This is a genomic window from Streptomyces sp. NPDC001493 (assembly GCF_053597235.1).
This window is the reverse complement of sequence record NZ_JBSFHV010000009.1, coordinates 192,192-209,512: the sequence shown is the minus strand read 5'-3', so window position 1 is coordinate 209,512 and position 17,321 is coordinate 192,192. Positions and strand designations below refer to the sequence as shown.

The following is a 17,321-nucleotide window of genomic DNA, read 5'->3' as shown; positions in this document are numbered from 1 at the left end:
CCCCGTTCTCCCGCTCAGCTGCTCCCGCCCCCGCAGCTCGACCCGCCGCCACCGCAACTGGAGCTGCTCGACCCGCAACTGGAGCTGCTTCCGCCGCAGCTCGAACTCCCGCCGCCGCAACTGGAGCTGCTCCCGCCGCAGCTGGAACCCCCGCTGCCGCAACCGGACCCGCTCCCGCCGCAACCGGACCCGCCGCCCGCTCCGCAGCTCGACCCGGACCCGGACCCCGATCCGCAACCGGCGCCCGGGCCCGCGCCCGCGCACCACACCGCGGGGACCATCGCCGCCCCCGCCACGCCGGTGGCGTCGCCCCCGTAGTGGTGCGCGGGGGAGTAGCCACCCCGGCGACCCTGTCCGGGCGACCGGTACCGCGCGGCCGCCGTCAGCTGGTCCCGCAGAGCAGGATCCGCCGACGCCCGCACGCCGTACGCGGCGACCAGCTGCGCCGGCGATCCGCCTGCGGCGCGGGCCGCGCGGTACGCCCCCACCGCCGCCAGCCCCGCCTTGGTGATCCGTGCCCGGGCACCCACCGCCACCACCAGGCCCGTCACCCCGCCGAAGAAGATCGCGGGCAGCATCTTGACGACGAACGGGAACGGCATGTCTGCGTAGCCGTCGAGGGTCGAGTACTGGACGAAGGTCGCGATCAGCGAGACGGGGAAAAGCACGAGAGCGACCACGCTCTGGATCCCGCCCCAGCGGCGCCGCCTGCGGAGCTCCTCCGGCCGGGCCAGCAGGCCCCGGGCCGCCAGCCCGTCGCCGATCTCCTGCACGGCGGGGTGGCGCATGACCGCGAGACGCAGGAGGTGCAGCGCCCCGCTGGGGGCGAGTGCCAGCTCCTGCAGGACGGCACGCTCCACCGGGTCCTGGGCGTACGGCCGCAGCACGGAGACGATGCCCGGTCCGCCGATCACGACGCGCCCGTCGGCGTGCAGGGCGGTGAGGGCGGTGTCCACGACCCTCGCCGGACCCCCGCCGAGGAAGGCCGCCTCGTGGTCGTCGTACACCGCGGCGCCGAAAGCGGCGCCCCGCGGGCCGCTCCGGGAGCGCGCCGAGAGGAGCAGGACGCCGGAGACCACGATCCCGAGCGTCAGCAGCAGGGCGAGCAGGTTCATGGTCATCGGGTCCCTCCGGAAGACGCTCTGAGCGTGGTGGTGGACGTGGTGAGCGCGGCCCGCGCCGCACGGAGGAACCGGGTCGTGCGCCGGGGCGGCCGCGCCCCCGCGCGCTCCTGCCACCAGTGGGTCAGCCGCAGCCGGGCCGCGTCGTCGGCGGGCTCGCCCGAGGCCAGCAGGTGTTCGGCGAAGGCGAGCGCGTCACGGCGGTAGCCGGAGGCCGGCGGACGGCCCTCGGCATAACGGAGGAACGCGGCGCGGTACCCGGTTCCGAGGATCTCCGGCAGCTCCGGCGCCACCTTCGCCACGATGCCCGCCCGCTTGGCGGCCAGCGCCCGGCTCTGCACGCCCAGCCGCTCCGCGTCGAAACCGGCCGGGACGGGCGCACCGGCGACCAGCGAGGCGAGCAGGCCGGCCTGCGCCCGGGCCAGGCGTTCACGGGCCCCGTCCGTCGCCCGCGCCCCGCCCGTCGTCGCCCGTGCCCCGGGCGCCGCCGTCCGTGTCGGAGCGCTCTTACGGCGATGGCGCGCCGCCTCCAACGTCCCCCGGATCATGGTGAGTTCACCGGCCAGCTCCTCGGCGGGCGGGAAGTCGTCGTCGCGTTCCAGCAGCACACCGGGCGGGTCCACCCGGGAGCGCAGCTCCGACAGGACGTCCAGCACCGGGGCCGTCACCGGATGGGCGTGCGTGTCGTGCCAGACCCCGTCCTTCTCGACACCGCCCGCCACATGGACGTACGCGATGGCCTCCACCGGCAGTTCGTCCAGCGCCGTGGCGGGGTCCTCGCCCCGGTTGACGTGGTTGGTGTGGAGATTGGCCACGTCGATCAGCAGCCGGACCCCCGTCCGCTCGACCAGCTCGGCCAGGAACTGCCCCTCCGTCAGCTCCTCGTCCGGCCAGTTGACCAGCGCCGCGATGTTCTCCAGCGCCAGCGGCACCGGCAGCGCGTCCTGGGCGATCCGCACGTTCTCGCACAGCACGTCCAGGGCGTCCCAGGTCCTGGGCACGGGCAGCAGATGGCCCGCCTCCAGCGCGGGCGAACCGGTGGCCGCCCCCCCGGCCCGTACGAACGCGATGTGCTCCGTCACCAGCGGCGCACCGAGCAGCTCCACCCGCGCCGCCAGATCCGCCAGCCGCCGCGGATCGGGACGCTCCGCGCCGCCGAGCCCCAGCGCCACCCCGTGCGGCACCACCGTGACGCCCCGCGCCCGGAGCCGTACCAACGAATCGGGCAGATGGTCCGCGCAGAGGTTCTCCGCGACCGCCTCCACCCACTCGACGCCCTCCAGCGCCTCCACCGCGTCCGCGATCTCCGGACGCCAGCCGATCCCGACCCCGAGCCTCATGGCGCTCCCCCCTTCCCGGGCGATCCGGTCGCTGCCCTCGGACGCGCTGCCCTCGGATTCGGCGCCCCTGGATTCGACGCCCCTGGATTCGGCGCCCCCGGATTCGTTGCCCGTGGAGAGGTGATGACCCCGGCGCGACGCGGCGAACCCGAACGGAGAGACGTTCAGAGCAGGATTTGAGGTTGCGGGGGACGGAGGGGGGTGGTGACGCGATCGTGCCCCCGCTCCCGCTCCGCGAGTCGCTGCCCCCCTCGGGCCGGCCCGTGCCGGCACGGGCCGGTACGGTGCGCCGTCAGCCGGCCGTGGGCATGGCCCTGCGCAGTGCCGCGTCGAGATCTTCGGCGAGCTCCTCGTTGCTCTTCGACTGCCCTTCGCCGAAGAGCGGCGCGAGCTCGGTGCGCACCGCTTGCGTGAAGGCGCCGTAGTACGGGGTCCGTGGACGCAGCGCGGCGCCGCGGAGAGCGGCCAGGAGCGTGCCGGAGGCGTAGGCGGGCCGGCCCTGCCGGTCGCGCGGCATGCGGTCGGCGCTCTCACCGGAGCCGGCCGGGGACGTCGGGGTCTGGTTGCGTTCCGGGCAGGTGAGCTTGCCCTCGTACGCGGACGTCCTGGTCGCCGCGAACCCGGCGTGCAGCAGGCGGCATTGGCTGTTCTTGCCGGTGAGGAAGCGGATGAGGTCCTGGGCCGCCCCGGCATGCGGAGAGTCGCGCGTCACCGCGAGGTTCTGGCCGCCGAGCACCGCCTTGCCCGGCAGAGGGATGACCTGGAGCTGGGATGCGTCGAACGTCTGGCTCAACGCGCCGTAGGCGTAGGGCCAGTGACGCAGGAAGGCCGTCTTTCCGGCGGCGAAGTCCGCGAGCGACCCGGCCTCGTCCGCCTTGTACGTCAGGGTCAGCGCACGGGCGGTTCTGGTGCGCAGATCGCTGATGCCGCTGAGCAGCTTCTCCTTGGTCCCCGTGTAGCGGCCCGCGTCGTCCGTGAGCGCGGCTCCGTCGTCGCGGGACGACGCGAACGCCTCGACGGCGTTGACCGTACGGCCCTCGTAGTCCTTGAGCTGAGTGGTCCAGCCGGCCTTGTACTTCGGGGGCATCTCCGCCCTGTCGACGTCGTTGATCACTTTCTCGAGATCGCTCCAGGTCTTCACCTTTCCCTTCAGGTCGGCGTCGTCCGGGTCCGCCATCTTCAGATAGTCGGGCCGGTAGTAGAGGAGGCCGACGTCGCTGTTGAACGGTACGGAGTACACGTCCCCGTCCCAGCGCGCCGTGCGTGCGACGGAATCGATCACGTCGTCGTCGAGCAGGTCGTCGCTCAGGGGCCGGACGAGACCGGCCGCGGCGAACTCCGGTACCCAGGTGACGTCGAGATTGACCACGTCGTAGTCCGCGCTGCCCGACTGCAGCGCGCCGAGCAGCTGACTGCGCTGCTGATCGGCCGAACCCGACAGTTCGACGAGGTGGGCCCGGTAGGCGCCCGCGCCGTTCGCCGCCCTCTGCTGGGCGTTCCAGTCGTCTATCAACTGCTGCCGGACACCGCCCTTGCCGGTGACGTCCCGCCCGCTCGCGACGAAGATGTCGCGGGACCCGCTGCCGTCGGACGCGGGGACGGTACCCTGCCCGCCGCCATCGGCCTCGTCCCCGCCGCCGGTGCATCCGGCCGTCAGGAGAGAGAGCGTGAGCAGCACGGCGGGCCACGGTGTCCGTGCGCGGAAGCGTCGCCGGGGTGCCGTCCGGGGCCCGGGGCGGGGTGAGGTCATCGCTGGTCTCCCGATCCGGTTCTGGCGACCTCGTCCTGCAGCGCGGGCACGAGATCGCTCCGGTTGGCGTCCAGGCACCGCCCTCCGCTGGCGACCGCGATGAGCTCGTTGGGCTTTCCCGGGTCGCACGTGCCCTGCTGCACCGACACGACGACTACGGGGATCTTCCGCTCGCCCGCCGACTTCAGCAGCTCGGCCAGCCGCCCGCCCTCGGTCAGTTTGTCCTTCTCCTCGTCGTCCGTGAGGTAGACGATCAGCTGCGGATGCTGGTCGCCGGTGTCCTGGTCCGCCATGAAGTTCCAGGCGTCTTTCAGGGCCTTGTACGGATCGGCCTCGACGTCCTCGACCTTGGCGTGCTTGTCGATCGTCGACTCCGCGGCCGCGTTCGAGTGCCGCCCGAACGTGAGCAGATCCGTGTGCGAGGTGCCGTCCTTCTTCTCGCCGACCGACCAGACGCCGTACGTGTCGTTGACGCCGAGGCCGCGAAGCGACTGCTTCAGGATGCCCGGGGCGCCGCTCGGTCCGTGCCACTTGTCGCCCATCGAGCCGGAGCTGTCCAGCAGGAACAGCACACTGCCAGGGCCGTTCGCGCTGCGGTACGTGCGGAGTGCGCGGTCCAGGGTGTCGCCGCTCGCCGCTCCCGCGAGCGGACCCGTGTCGGCGAGCGTGCCCGCGGCGGGTTTCACGGCCCAGGCGGCCGCCGCACCCGCACCGCCGCCCGCGGGCGCCCGGAAGCCGTCCTCGCGGAAGACGTCGGCACCGCCCTTTCCGACGAGCCACTTCCGGAAGCCGTCCGCGGCCTCGTTCCTGGCGTCCCGGTCCCGCTGCGCGTTCTGCCAGGTCACCCGGACGTAGGTGAGGTCGAGCCCCGGCACGTCGTCCGGGTACTGCGCCACGCGCTCGGCACGGCTCCCCGACTCGCATCCGCCACCGGTCGTGAAGAGGTGCTCGGGAACGAGCACCGCCGTACGGTCGTCCACCTCGTCCATCTCGGCCAAGTCGCACAGCAGATCGTTCGCGGTGGGCGCGGGCGGCCCGGGATACGCGACGGTCTTCTCTGCGTCCCTGCCCGATGCCGTCGCGTAGAGCCCGCTCGACGCCAGCAGGGCGGCCTCCGCGAACTCCGGGTCGGCCCGGCGCACCTGCGCCCGGGGATACGTCGACCGGAGCCCCCCGACCAGGTCGGCGAGCTTCCGGCCGTCACGCTGCGACAGGACCTTGGTGAAGCTCTTGGGCACGGCGAGGACGATCGGCGAGGAGGCCAGCGGCTGGAGGTCACCCATCGACGCGTAGGCCGGACCGGCCCCGGAGCTCGCCCGTTCCACGTCGGCCGAGACGGCCGGAATCCAGATGTCCGGCTGGGCCCCGATGTCGCGCTGCGGATTGATGTCACCGGTCGCGGGCTGCTGCCAGGCCCCGGTGTCGTCCCGGAACGCCGCCACGACGTCGGCGGCGCCCGCGCTGTACGTGGTGATGCCGCTGCGCCGGCAGCCGTCGCCCGTACGGTTGGCGTCGGACGCCATGTAGGCCGTGGCAGCCTTGTCCACCGTCGTCTCGATGTCGGGGTCGGTCAGCAGCCTCAGCTCCAGAGGCGGCGCGCAGCGCACCGGGGCGCCGAGCCCGGGCAGGATCCAGACGCCACAGCCGAGGAGCACCAGGACGGCAGCGGCGGCGGCGACGACGGCGGCCCGTCTTCTGCGCCACCAGGGCTGCGGCCGGTCCTCATCGACAGGGGGGAGATCGGTGGCCAGCAGGACGTCCACACCGGAGGTCGCGGGCCTGCTCTGCGGCTCCCACGGCTCGGGGCGCTCCGTCTTGTAGTGCTCGGTCATGTAAGCCCTGAGCTCTTCGGAGAGCGCGTGGAACCCGACGTCGCCGCCCTGCCCGGCCACGCCGCCCCTCAGTATCCGAAGGAGCTGCTCCGTGAAGGGCGTGGGCCGGGTGCCGGGACCCGAACTGATCAGGTTGTTCGCCTGCACGCTCATCAACTGGGAGACGCGCTGCTTCTCGCGGCGGGCCTCCCAGACGAGGGCGGCGTTTCCCGCGTGGCAGCAGTCGAGGATGACGACGATCTGCTCGGCCGGGCTGCTCACCAGGGTGCCGAGTATCTGGCTCCACGACTGGGACCCCTGGAACACGGCGGCGGAGCCGGCGACGACGCGCGCGTTGCGCATCTGGAGCCAGAGTTCGTCCGCGGCCGCGGGGACGGCGCCGTGGCCGGCGAAGTAGAACAACAGCAGCCCCCGGGCCGACTGCACCGCGTCGTTGAGCGCGCGGGTGAAATCGTCGACGCCCTCGGGCCTGCACACCGTGATCTCGCCCGGCTCGAAGAGCTTCCCGGTACGCAGCACCTCCGACAGCTGCGTCAGGTTGTGGCTCACGGCCTGCAGGTCACGCGGCTGTATCTCCTGGTACTCGGGCACACCGACGAGTAGCGCCCGATTCGCCCTCCCCCGTGGGTCGAACCGCTGTGGCACCGGGTTAGCCCTCGCTGTCCGGCGCCTCGGGGCCGCGGTCCGGTGCGTCCGCGCGGCCGTCCGGCGGCGCGTGCGGGGTGATCTCGGGGACGGGCGGAGTTCCCTGCTCCACCGAACGGCGGTTCTCCCGCCAGGCCTTGACCCCGGACTCGGTCGCGGCCAGCACCCTCTCGAAGAGTCCGGGCGTCACAGCGCCGATCAGGACCAGCACGATGTCCATCCCCGCGCCCATGGTCGCGCCCGCGTCGCGGGCGTCGACGGCTCTGGGACGCTCATGGATGCGGATGGTGTTGTCGTTGACCCAGAGCTCCAGGCTGCGTTCGCGTTCCAGCCACTTCTTCAGCGCGGCCACATCGACGTCGTCGGCCGTGTCTCCGAGAAGCGCGACGCGGATCGAGCTGTGTCCCCCGCGCTCTTCATCTGTCATAACTCCTCATGATGTCACGGGAGTTACGGCTCATATGCGGCTGCCGTCATCTGTTGTGACCACTCTGTGACAGATCCGGGGGACGGGGACGGGGACGGCGTCGGCCGCGAGGTTCCGACGCTCGCGCCGTCGAGCCCTCCGACGGTCCGCTTGAAACCAAAGCCGATCCATCGGCACCGAGATCGATGGCTCGGACCGGTTCACCGCCTGATGCGTGTGTGCAGGGCAAGCGCGCCGGCAAGGGCGAGTACGCCCGATCCGAGCAGTGCGAGCGTGCCTCGCGAGCTGATCACGCGGTGAGAGCCGACGGCCAGTACGGAGCGCCGTGCCTGGATGGACAGCGCACTTCCGGTGCTCTGAATGGACCCCAGCGAAACGAGGGACATGGCAGAGCCGATCGAGCCGACCGACAGGGAAGAGCCGATGGACCCGACGGACAGGGCGCTGCCGACCGAACCGATGGACAGCACGGACCCGACGGAGCCGATGGACAGGAACGAGTCCGTCGACCACAGGGAGAGCGAGGAACCCCCGACGGTGCGGGAGGAAATAGGCGCCATGAGGGCCATCATGCCGCGAGAGGGGCCGGCGTACCCAGTGACAACAACCATGTCGGCCTCCCGCTGGTGACGGGCGGAGTGCCGATCCGATGGCAACACGCCTGCTTCGCCGCCGCCGGACACCATGTCCTACCGCCCACGCGGGTTCACGACGGACGAGGGGAAGGGCGGGCGCAGCGGTCCGCCTCGACCACGACGCCCAGGTCGTCGTCGACCGGCTCCTGCACACCCACCCCGACAGTGCAGTCAGCCGGGAGCAGCGATCCCGGCGCCCCGCACCACGGTCAGCCCGCCGTACGTGCCCGGAGCGCCGGGTGGTCCGCGATCACCGTGCAGGAACCGGGGGCGATCTCGGTGAAACCGGCGTCCCGCACCACGGGCAGACCGCTCACGGTGAGGCGGCGCCAGGTCTCCGCGTCCGGGGTGGCCACCGAGAGCGGGAAGCCCGCCTCCTGCCACGCCTTGCGCTCCGTGTCCGTCAGCTCCCACCAGGCGAGCTGCGCACCGTGACCGGCCTGCGCCATCGTCTTGCCCGCGGACATGTCGAGCTCCGGGTTGAGCCAGAGGACGGGGCCGGTGGTGTCCGGTGCGGCCGGCGGCGCGGGGTCGTCCAGGTCCGTGCCCGAGACCTGGAGCTTCGCCAGCTCCTTGGGCCAGCCGTCCAGCGGGACCGGCGGGTAGACGCGCACCTCGGCGGCGTCCCCGGTGACCGTGATCCCGGGCAGCGTGCACGCCTTGCGCCACTCCGCGCCCCGGGCCCGCCGCACCACCTTGCGTATCCGGGCGTCCTGCCAGTCCCGCATCGCCTGCGCCCACTCGCCCTCACCGAGGGCGCGGTCGTCGGCCAGGATGGTGAGCACCGCACGCGCCGCCGTCCGGAGCGCGTCCGTGCGGGCCGGCGGGTCGGTCTTCTCGATGTGCACCACGAGCGGCAGCACGAACTGCGGCGCTTCGTCGCGCGGGGTCGGCTCGGTCCGGAACGGGCTGTCCGCCGGAAGCGGTCCGGCGGGCTCGACCGGGGAAGCCGGGGAGACCGACGCGGCCGGGGTAGCCGGGGAGGTCACGGCCGGGGCCGTCGCGGGGATGTCGTCGCTGCTCACGGAACCAGTCTGCCAGGCGCCTCGGACAGGCCGGTATCCCGTCCGGGCGGTGGGCCCCTTGGCTTCGCGGGCCGTTCCCCGCGAGGATGCGGCGCATGAAGAGCGATCTGTTTTCCAGTGAGCACATGGCCCAGCAGGCCACCGTCCCCGGCATGACGCTGCAGAACGCCAAGTCGGTCAAGTACGCGGTCGACGGGGAGATGCACGCCCGGCAGGGATCGATGATCGCTTTCCGCGGCAACCTGCAGTTCGAGCGGAAGGGCCAGGGGATAGGCGGCATGCTCAAGCGGGCCGTCACCGGCGAGGGGCTGCCGCTGATGGCGGTCCGGGGGCAGGGCGAGGCGTGGTTCGCGCACGAGGCGCAGAACTGTTTCATCGTCGAGATCGAGCAGGGCGACGTGCTCACCGTCAACGGCCGTAACGTCCTCTGCTTCGACTCCACGCTCGCGTACGAGATCAAGACGGTGAAGGGCGCCGGGATGACCGGCGGGGGCCTCTTCAACAGCGTCTTCAGCGGCCACGGGAAACTGGGCCTGATCTGCGACGGCCACCCGATCGTGATACCCGTCACGCCCCAGGCGCCGGTCTGCGTCGACACGGACGCGGTCGTCGGCTGGAGCGCCCGGCTCACCACCTCGCTGCACCGCTCCCAGAGCTTCGGCTCGATGGTGCGGGGCGGCTCCGGCGAGGCGGTCCAGCTCCGCCTGGACGGCGAGGGCTTCGTCATCGTGCGCCCGAGCGAGCTGAAGCCGGAGAAGACCTCGTCCAGCTGAGCGGGGCGGCCTCCGAGGGCCGTGGCGGGGGAGTGCGGGGCCGTCGTACGCTCGGCACCATGGACGACGACACGTACTGCGCGACCGCCGAACCCGCCGCCCTCGGGCCCGCCGTACCGGCCGACGCGGACGGGCCGTACGCCGCGTGCGTGCTCTGCCAGAAGCCGACGGAGTACCCGGAGTCGACGAAGGGCGCCACCCTCTGCCCGGTCTGCGCCTGGCAGGAGGCCGGGCGGACCGCCTGCTCCGGCTGACCGGGAGCCGCACGAGCGGGGGAAGGCCGGACGGGCGGGGGAAGGCCGGACAGGCGCGGGCGGCCCGGCCCGGGGAGCACCCGGACCCGGCCGCCCGCCGGTCGTACTCCGCCCCGTCAGCTTCCCGGGCTGCCGGCCGCCGGCCGCATCAGCTCCGACACCTTCACGAACCGGTAGCCGCGCGCCCGGAGTTCGGGGACGATCCGGCGTACCGCCTCCTCCGTGGCCGGGGCGGCGCTGCGGGTGCAGTGGAGGACCACCAGCGAGCCGGGTGTCACCCCGTCCAGTACCTGCTGGGCCACCGCGTCCGAATCGGTCGCGAACGCGTCGCCGCCGACCACGTCCCACTGGACCGCCGTCACCTTCTCGGGGGCCAGCGCGCGCAGCGCCTCGTCGTCGTAACAGCCGCCGGGGAAGCGGAAGTACGGGACGACGTTGCGCGCCCCCGCCTTGCGGATGGCGGCGAACGCGCGCTCCACCTCGCCCTTCATGTCCTCCTTCTCCACGGTCGGCAGGCCGTAGCAGGGGGAGGTGAACGCGTAGTGGCTGTAGGAGTGGTTGGCGATCTCGAAGTTCGGGTCGGTACCGATCGCCCGGGCCTGCTCCGGGTACTCCTCCGCCCAGCGGCCGGTCATGAAGACGGTCGACTCGACCTTGAGGCGGCGCAGCAGCGAGATCAGCGGCGGGTTGTCGAACGATTCGCCCGCCGCCGCCCGGTCTCCTTCGTCGGCCGTCATGTCGGCGTCGAAGGTGAGGGCCACGACCTTCTCGCCCGTCAGGGACCGTTTCTCCGGCCGGCGTTCGAAGACCGGGGTGCGGCCCTCGGGGCCCGGCGCGAGGGTGGGCGGCCCGGCGGGCGGGGCCGGGCTCGCGGACGCGGAGGGGGCGGCGCCGTGCTGTGGCCGCGCGGGGGTGGGGTGCCCGCCGGGACTGCCGCATCCGGCGAGCACCCCACTCAGAACAGCCAGGCCGGTGAGGCAGGCAAGGGCGGCCGGAGGCGAGATCTTCCGTGCTGAGACTTTCCGTGGTGAGGTATTCACGCACGGAAAATATCGGACAATATGATTTATATAGGTCAGGTGGTCTGCGCGGCGCTCGGGGCGCCCCGATCGGCCGACGTAACCCCCTCCGGGCCCGACGTAACCCCCTCCGGGGCCGACGTGGCGCCCTCCGGGGCCGACGTGGCGCCCTCCGGGGCCGACGTGGCGCCCTCCGGGATCGGCCCGGCCTCCTCCGCGGGTGCGGGCGGTGTGCCCTCCGTCCCGGGCGGCGTACGCCCCCAGGGCGTGTGGTGGAACAGCAGGTTCAGCAGGAAGGCGGTGAACGCGGCCGCCGTGATGCCGCTGCCGAACACGATCTGGACCCAGGACGGGAACTTCGCGTAGATGCCCTCGGACATCTCCGGCAGCAGTCCGATCCCCAGCGCCACCGCTGCGATCGTCAGGTTCTGGCCCCGGTCCAGATCCACCCGGCGCAGGGTGTTCACGCCGACCATGGTCACCGTGGCGAACAGCACCAGGGCGGCGGCCCCCACCACGGGGCCGGGCAGCGCGGCGACGAATTCGCCGAGCCTCGGGACCAGGCCGAGCGCGACCAGGATGGAGCCCGCGACCGCCGTGACGTACCGGCTGGAGACCCGGGTGAGGCGGATGAGCCCGACGTTCTGCGAGAAGAGGGTGTCCGGGAAGGAGTTCATCGCGCCGCCGAGTACGCCCGACAGCCCGTCCGCCGCGAGGCCGCGTGCCAGGTCCTTGTCCGTGAGGGGCCGTCCGGTCGCCTCGCCCACCGCCAGCATGGTGGCGGTCGACTCGGTGAAGATCACCAGCATCACCACGCACATCGAGACCACGGCGGACACCGGGAACTCGGGGGAGCCGAAGTGGAAGGGGGCCGCCAGCCCCAGCCAGTCCGCGTCCCGGACGCCCGAGAAGTCGGTCAGGTCCAGGGGGACGGCGACGGCCGTGCCGACGACCAGGGCGATCAGGATGCCCAGCTGCCCGGCGAACCCCTTGACGAAGCGGCTGAAGAGCACGATGAAGACGACCACCCCGGCGGCCAGCCCGAGCCGGGTGCCGGACGCGTAGTCGGCGGCCTCCGGGTCGTTGCCGGTGATCAGCCCGGCGGCCACGCCGATCAGCGAGAGGCCGATGACGGTGATGACCACGCCGCTGACGAGGGGCGGGAAGTAGCGGACCAGCCGCGCGAACGGTACGGCCATCAGCAGCCCGAAGAGCCCGGCCGCCAGCATCGATCCGTACACGGCCCGCATGCCGTACTCGCCCTGGATCAGGATCATCGGTGTCACCGACGCGAACGTGGCGCCCGTGACGACCGGCAGCCGCACGCCGAGTACCTTGCCTATGCCGAGGGACTGGATCAACGTGATCACCCCGGCGACCAGCAGGTCCGCGTTGATCAGCAGGCCGATGGTCGAGATGTCGAGCCCGGCGGCGCCGCCGAAGACCAGCGGCACGGTCACGCAGCCGGTGTACATGACGAGCACGTGCTGGAATCCGAAGGCGGCGAGCCTGCCCGGGGAGGGGTGCCGGTCGACCGGATGGACGTCCCTTTCCCTCGGCGGAACCGGTGCGGGATCTGATACGTCCATGTCATGCCCTCCTGTGCAGGCCACTGCGGTGGAGAGCATTGAGCCAGCCGTTGTTTGAGGGCGTGCGGCCGCGTGATTACGCGGGTGTTACGGAGGGAGGGGGCGGTCTCCGGCGCGGGCGCCGGTCCTGGCGGGGCGTCACGGGCCGGCCGGCCAGGCCGCGCGGTGGACGGGCCACCGCCGCCCCGGAGGCCGGGGAGGCGGTGACCCGGGGCCGGACGGGACGTCAGGCGAGGGTGGCCGTCAGGGTGATCGTCGTCCCGGACAGGGCCTGGCTGACCGGGCAGTTGGCCTTGGCGTCCTCGGCGGCCTTGACGAAGCCCGCCTCGTCCAGACCGGGCACCTGGCCCTCGACCGTGAGGTGGATGCCGGTGATGCCGGTGCCGGGCTGGAACGTCACCTCGGCCTTGGTGTTCAGGCTGGTGGGCGGGGTGCCCGCGCCGGCCAGACCGTTGGAGAGAGCCATCGAGAAGCAGCTGGAGTGCGCGGCGGCGATGAGCTCCTCCGGGCTGGTCTTGCCGTTGGCCTGCTCGGCGCGCGAGGGCCAGGAGACGGGGAACTCGCCGACACCGGACGAGTCGAGGGTGACGACACCCTTGCCCTCCAGCAGGTTGCCTTCCCAGACCGTGTGCGCCTGACGCGTGGTAGCCATGGTGAATCCCTTCGGAAAACGGTGTGCGCGGTCGCGCGGGTCCTCGGCACCTCATGTGCCGCGGAACCGGTGAACGACGCGGCCACCCGGAGGAGTCGCGCCGTCACCCCCACGAACCTACTGCGCCATCAGACCGTGTCCGACCATTGCACGTCGGATCGGCGGGCACCGTCCGTCCGGCGGGACCGGTCAGCCGCGGACCAGTCCCTTCGCGTCCCGGGCCAGTGCCGTCAGCCGGGATATGGCCCGGAAGTACTTCTTCCGGTACCCGCCGTTCAGCATCTCCTCGCTGAACAGCCGGTCGAACGGTACGCCCGAGGCGAGGACCGGGATCTCGCGGTCGTACAACCGGTCGGCGAGCACCACCAGACGCAGCGCCGTCGACTGGTCGGGCACCGGCACCACGCCGGTGAGGCAGACCGCGCTCACGTCGTCCGTCATGGCCCCGTACCTGCTGGGGTGCACCTCGGCCAGGTGGCCGAGGAGCGCGGGGAAGTCGTCCAGCGCGGCGCCCGCGGTGGCGTACGCGGCCCTGGTGACCTGCTCGTCGTCGAACGGCGGCGGGGCCTCGGGCAGGCCCCGGTGCCGGTAGTCCTGGCCGTCGATCCGCAGCGGACGGAAGTGCGCGGAGAGCCCCTGGATCTCGCGGAGGAAGTCGGCGGCGGCGAACCGGCCCTCACCGAGCTTGCCCGGCAGCGTGTTGGAGGTCGCCGCCAGCGCGACGCCCGCCTCCACCAGCCTGCTGAGCAGCGAAGAGACCAGTACGGTGTCGCCCGGGTCGTCGAGCTCGAACTCGTCGATGCAGAGCAGCCGGTGCCCGCTCAGGGTCTTCACGGTCTGCTGGAAACCCAGCGCGCCGACGAGGTTCGTCAGTTCCACGAACGTGCCGAACGCCTTCAGCGCCGGTTCGGCGGGGGTGGCGTGCCAGAGGGAGGCGAGCAGATGGGTCTTGCCGACGCCGTACCCGCCGTCGAGGTAGACCCCGCGCGGACCGGCCGGAGCGGCGGGCTTCTTCGCGAACCACCGCCGCCTGCCCTCGCCCGACGCGTACGCCCCGCCGAGACCGGCGGCGAAGGAGCTGAGGACCGTGACGGCCTCGCTCTGGCTCGGCTGGGTCGGATCGGGGACGTACGTCGCGAAACGCACCGAATCGAAGCGCGGCGGCGGCACCATCTCGGCGACCAGGCGATCGGCGGGGACGTGCGGCCGGCGGGCGCACAAGGACAGCGGAGCCGCGCCGGTGAGGGAGTTTTCCCCCGGAGCGGTGGTGGAGGACGACACAACTGTCAACCTTAAGGGCCGTGCCACACTGCCTGACATGCGAAGCCTGTTCCCTGTGACGGACCTGACAGTCACCGCCGCCCCCGCCCCGGCCGGCGCCGAGGACCGCGAGTGGAGTTTCGACGAGCTGGCCGAGGCGTACGCCTACCCGGCCGGCCCGGGGCCCTGGCTGCGCGCCAACATGGTCACCACCCTGGACGGCGCCGCCCAGCACGACGGCCGCTCGCAGGCCATCTCGTCCCCCTCCGACATGCGGATCTTCGGCACCCTGCGGGGCCTCGCCGACGTCGTGATCGCCGGCGCCGAGACGGTACGTACGGAGGGATACCGGCCCGCCCGCGCGCGTGAGGTGTTCGCCGCGCGGCGGGCGGCGGCCGGGCAGTCGCCCGCGCCCGCCGTCGCCGTGGTCAGCGGAAGCCTCGACCTGGACTTCTCGGCTCCGCTCTACACCGAGCCGCTGGTCCCGACGCTGGTGCTCACCGGGTCGGCCGCACCGGCCGACCGGGTCGCCGCGGCCCGGAAGGCGGGGGCTCGCGTGGTGGTCGCCGGTGAGGGCACCCGGGTCGACCCCGCGCGAGCCGTCCGGGAACTGGCCGACCTCGGCCTGACCAGGCAGCTCACGGAGGGCGGGCCCCGCCTGCTGGGCCAGTTCGTCGCGGCGGGGGTGCTCGACGAGCTCTGCCTGACCGTCTCGCCGGTGCTGACGGCGGGCGAGGCGCAGCGGATCGCGGGCGGCCCGTCCGTACCGGTCCCGGAACGCTTCGCCCTGGCGGGGCTGCTGGAGGAGGACGGGTTCCTCTTCACCCGGTACCGCCGCCCCTGAGGCCGTAGGAGAGCAGGCTTCGGCGGTCCGGGGGATCGAGTGAGACTCCGGCCGACTCTTAACGGAATTTCCCGTTCCGCTTGGCTTCCGCTGGGCACACTTAACTCTGCAATCTCCGTGCGATCACGGGGAAGGATGGTTTCAGCAGCCGCCCCCCACGAGGCCGGCCGGATGAAGAAGCGGAAGGGCGCCCGTCGTGTTCACAAGCGTTTTGATGATCGAGAAGCCGCTCACCCCCGAGGACGTCGACTTCGTCACGACCCTCCACGGCGACGAGCGGATCTCGTTCATCGTGCTCATGCAGCCGCGCGGCGACCAGGCCGACGTCCTGCTCCGCGCGATCGACGACGTGGCGCTCGGCGAGCTGCGGGACGCCGCCCGCGAGGGGGACGAGCCCGAGGGGAAGGACGCGCTCGAACCCGCGCGCCTCGCCCTGGAACACTCCCTGCGCACCCTGCGGGCGGCGGGCTCCGAAGCGGTCGGCCAGGTCGTGGAGGACCACCCGCTGGACACCCTCAAGACCGTGGTGGACGACGCTGAGGCCGACGAGGTCATCGTGCTGACCGCCCCGCACTACGTGGAGGAGTTCTTCCACCGCGACTGGGCCTCCCGCGCCCGCCACAAGGTCGGCGTCCCGGTGCTCAAGCTCTTCGCGCACAGCGAATAGGCTGGGCACCGGTGCCGGGCCGACCCGGCACCACGACCGACTTCAGGGAGAGAACACGCATGGCACCCGGTATTCCTGCCGCCATGGAACGGCCGCACTTCATCGGCATCGGCGGCGCCGGAATGTCGGGCATCGCGAAGATCCTCGCCCAGCGGGGCGCCGAGGTGGCGGGCAGCGACGCCAAGGAGTCCGGCACCGCCGAGGCGCTGCGCGCGCTGGGGGCGACCGTCCACATCGGTCACGCCGCGGCCCACCTGGCCTCCGACGCGACCTGCGTGGTCGTCTCCAGCGCCATCCGCGCCGACAACCCGGAACTGGTGCGCGCCGCCGAGCTCTCCGTCCCGGTGGTGCACCGCTCCGACGCGCTCGCCTCGCTGATGACCGGTACCCGCGCCATCGCCGTGGCCGGTACCCACGGCAAGACGACCACCACGTCGATGCTGGCCGTCGCCCTCTCCACGCTGAACCTCGACCCCTCGTACGCCATCGGCGGCGACCTGGAGGGACCGGGCACCAACGCCGCCCACGGCGGCGGTGAGATCTTCGTGGCCGAGGCCGACGAGAGCGACCGCAGCTTCCAGAAGTACGACCCCGAGGTCGCGATCGTCCTCAACGTCGAACTCGACCACCACGCGAACTACGCCTCGATGGAAGAGATCTACGAGTCCTTCGAGAAGTTCGCCGGAAAGATCACCCCCGGCGGCACCCTCGTCGTCGCCGCCGACCAGCCCGGCGCCGTCGAGCTCACCCGGCGGCTGCGCGAGAGCGCCCGGACCGGCCTGACCGACCTGACCGACCTGAACATCGTCACCTACGGCGAGTCCGAGACCGCCGACGTGCGCGTCCACAAGGTCACCCCGCGCGGCCTGACCAGCGAGGTCACGGTCCTGCTCAACGGCAGGTTCCTCACCTTCACGGTCTCCGTGCCCGGCCGCCACTACGCCCACAACGCCGTCGCGGCCCTCGCCGCCGGCGTCGCCCTCGGCATCCCCGCGCACAACCTGGCCTCCGCCCTAGGTGCGTACACCGGGGTCAAGCGCCGCCTCCAGCTCAAGGGCGAGGCCGCGGGCGTCCAGGTCATCGACTCGTACGCCCACCACCCCACCGAGATGACCGCCGACCTGGAGGCCATGCGCGGCGCGGCCGCCGACGCCCGCATCCTCGTCGTCTTCCAGCCCCACCTCTTCTCCCGCACCCAGGAGCTGGGTACGGAGATGGGCCAGGCCCTCGCCCTCGCCGACGCGTCCGTGGTGCTGGACATCTACCCGGCCCGCGAGGACCCGGTCCCCGGCGTCACCAGCGAGCTGATCATCGACGCCGCCCGGGCGGCCGGCGCCGACGTCACCGCCGTGCACGACAAGGCGGACGTCCCGGGGGTCGTCGCGGGAATGGCGAAGCCGGGTGATCTGGTTCTCACCATGGGAGCGGGCGACGTCACCGACCTCGGCCCGCGCATCCTGGACCAGCTGTCGAAGTGAGGGAGCGAGC

Annotated in this window: 16 protein-coding genes; 5 read left to right on the top strand and 11 right to left on the bottom strand. The window is 72.4% G+C overall.

The genetic code is table 11. The features are described from left to right. Positions 1-14: 14 nt before the first annotated feature. From ACWCWD_RS15875 to ACWCWD_RS15845, 7 genes are all read right to left on the bottom strand, one after another. Entirely contained in the window at positions 15-1,115 is a 1,101-nt protein-coding gene (locus ACWCWD_RS15875; protein ID WP_450773411.1) for a TIGR04222 domain-containing membrane protein, read from the bottom strand. A 2-nt stretch (positions 1,116-1,117) separates the two neighbouring features. After that, positions 1,118-2,461 (bottom strand): DUF692 domain-containing protein, encoded by a 1,344-nt coding sequence (locus tag ACWCWD_RS15870; RefSeq protein ID WP_450773326.1) that lies wholly within the window; start codon positions 2,459-2,461, stop codon positions 1,118-1,120. A 292-nt stretch (positions 2,462-2,753) separates the two neighbouring features. Next, positions 2,754-4,139, bottom strand: a complete 1,386-nt coding sequence (locus tag ACWCWD_RS15865; RefSeq protein ID WP_450773324.1) for an extracellular solute-binding protein — start codon at positions 4,137-4,139, stop codon at positions 2,754-2,756. Between the two features lie 68 nt (positions 4,140-4,207). Then, complete coding sequence (locus tag ACWCWD_RS15860) at positions 4,208-6,688, bottom strand: substrate-binding domain-containing protein (RefSeq protein ID WP_450773323.1); 2,481 nt, start codon at positions 6,686-6,688, stop codon at positions 4,208-4,210. A 4-nt stretch (positions 6,689-6,692) separates the two neighbouring features. Then, entirely contained in the window at positions 6,693-7,115 is a 423-nt protein-coding gene (locus tag ACWCWD_RS15855) for a hypothetical protein (RefSeq protein ID WP_450773322.1), read from the bottom strand. Positions 7,116-7,315: 200 nt separating this feature from the next. Continuing rightward, on the bottom strand, positions 7,316-7,675 hold the full coding sequence (locus ACWCWD_RS15850; RefSeq protein WP_450773320.1) for a hypothetical protein: 360 nt from the start codon (positions 7,673-7,675) through the stop codon (positions 7,316-7,318). Between the two features lie 284 nt (positions 7,676-7,959). After that, entirely contained in the window at positions 7,960-8,739 is a 780-nt protein-coding gene (locus ACWCWD_RS15845) for an aminoacyl-tRNA hydrolase (protein WP_450773410.1), read from the bottom strand. A gap of 131 nt (positions 8,740-8,870) precedes the next feature. Between ACWCWD_RS15845 and ACWCWD_RS15840 the strand changes: the two genes are divergently transcribed. Then, positions 8,871-9,548, top strand: coding sequence for an AIM24 family protein (locus ACWCWD_RS15840; protein WP_450773319.1), 678 nt, complete (start codon positions 8,871-8,873; stop codon positions 9,546-9,548). Positions 9,549-9,607: 59 nt separating this feature from the next. Then, complete coding sequence (locus ACWCWD_RS15835; protein WP_450773317.1) at positions 9,608-9,802, top strand: hypothetical protein; 195 nt, start codon at positions 9,608-9,610, stop codon at positions 9,800-9,802. A gap of 116 nt (positions 9,803-9,918) precedes the next feature. On the opposite strand, the gene ACWCWD_RS15830 is transcribed toward ACWCWD_RS15835, so the two are convergent. The 4 genes from ACWCWD_RS15830 to zapE all read right to left on the bottom strand — a co-directional run bounded on the left by ACWCWD_RS15830 (position 9,919) and on the right by zapE (position 14,343). Next, the gene (locus ACWCWD_RS15830; protein ID WP_450773408.1) at positions 9,919-10,806 is read right to left on the bottom strand and encodes a polysaccharide deacetylase family protein; all 888 of its coding nucleotides are present in this window, start codon (positions 10,804-10,806) and stop codon (positions 9,919-9,921) included. Between the two features lie 71 nt (positions 10,807-10,877). Next, complete coding sequence (locus ACWCWD_RS15825; protein WP_450773316.1) at positions 10,878-12,410, bottom strand: solute carrier family 23 protein; 1,533 nt, start codon at positions 12,408-12,410, stop codon at positions 10,878-10,880. 226 nt (positions 12,411-12,636) lie between these two features. Beyond that, positions 12,637-13,062: an OsmC family protein gene (locus ACWCWD_RS15820; RefSeq protein WP_450773315.1), complete on the bottom strand. Its 426-nt coding sequence runs from the start codon at positions 13,060-13,062 to the stop codon at positions 12,637-12,639. A 189-nt stretch (positions 13,063-13,251) separates the two neighbouring features. Further along, positions 13,252-14,343 carry a cell division protein ZapE gene (gene zapE, locus ACWCWD_RS15815; RefSeq protein WP_450773313.1) on the bottom strand — a complete coding sequence of 364 codons (1,092 nt, stop codon included), beginning with the start codon at positions 14,341-14,343 and terminating at the stop codon, positions 13,252-13,254. Positions 14,344-14,380: 37 nt separating this feature from the next. Here zapE and ACWCWD_RS15810 point away from each other — a divergent pair, with 37 nt between their 5' ends. From ACWCWD_RS15810 to murC, 3 genes are all read left to right on the top strand, one after another. Continuing rightward, positions 14,381-15,166, top strand: a complete 786-nt coding sequence (locus ACWCWD_RS15810; RefSeq protein WP_450773311.1) for a pyrimidine reductase family protein — start codon at positions 14,381-14,383, stop codon at positions 15,164-15,166. A 214-nt stretch (positions 15,167-15,380) separates the two neighbouring features. Beyond that, entirely contained in the window at positions 15,381-15,833 is a 453-nt protein-coding gene (locus ACWCWD_RS15805; RefSeq protein WP_450773310.1) for an indole-3-glycerol phosphate synthase, read from the top strand. 59 nt (positions 15,834-15,892) lie between these two features. Further along, on the top strand, positions 15,893-17,311 hold the full coding sequence (murC, locus tag ACWCWD_RS15800; RefSeq protein ID WP_450773308.1) for a UDP-N-acetylmuramate--L-alanine ligase: 1,419 nt from the start codon (positions 15,893-15,895) through the stop codon (positions 17,309-17,311). The last annotated feature ends 10 nt before the right edge of the window (positions 17,312-17,321 follow it).

Excerpts from the sequence above, each read along its gene's own strand:
- ACWCWD_RS15875 (WP_450773411.1), bottom strand. The coding sequence starts at position 1,115 with ATGAACCTGCTCGCCCTGCTGCTGACGCTCGGGATCGTGGTCTCCGGC.
- ACWCWD_RS15870 (WP_450773326.1), bottom strand. The coding sequence starts at position 2,461 with ATGAGGCTCGGGGTCGGGATCGGCTGGCGTCCGGAGATCGCGGACGCG.
- ACWCWD_RS15855 (WP_450773322.1), bottom strand. The coding sequence starts at position 7,115 with ATGACAGATGAAGAGCGCGGGGGACACAGCTCGATCCGCGTCGCGCTT.
- ACWCWD_RS15850 (WP_450773320.1), bottom strand. The coding sequence starts at position 7,675 with ATGGCGCCTATTTCCTCCCGCACCGTCGGGGGTTCCTCGCTCTCCCTG.
- ACWCWD_RS15840 (WP_450773319.1), top strand. The coding sequence starts at position 8,871 with ATGAAGAGCGATCTGTTTTCCAGTGAGCACATGGCCCAGCAGGCCACC.
- ACWCWD_RS15835 (WP_450773317.1), top strand. The coding sequence starts at position 9,608 with ATGGACGACGACACGTACTGCGCGACCGCCGAACCCGCCGCCCTCGGG.
- ACWCWD_RS15825 (WP_450773316.1), bottom strand. The coding sequence starts at position 12,410 with ATGGACGTATCAGATCCCGCACCGGTTCCGCCGAGGGAAAGGGACGTC.
- ACWCWD_RS15820 (WP_450773315.1), bottom strand. The coding sequence starts at position 13,062 with ATGGCTACCACGCGTCAGGCGCACACGGTCTGGGAAGGCAACCTGCTG.
- ACWCWD_RS15810 (WP_450773311.1), top strand. The coding sequence starts at position 14,381 with ATGCGAAGCCTGTTCCCTGTGACGGACCTGACAGTCACCGCCGCCCCC.
- ACWCWD_RS15805 (WP_450773310.1), top strand. The coding sequence starts at position 15,381 with ATGATCGAGAAGCCGCTCACCCCCGAGGACGTCGACTTCGTCACGACC.
- murC (WP_450773308.1), top strand. The coding sequence starts at position 15,893 with ATGGCACCCGGTATTCCTGCCGCCATGGAACGGCCGCACTTCATCGGC.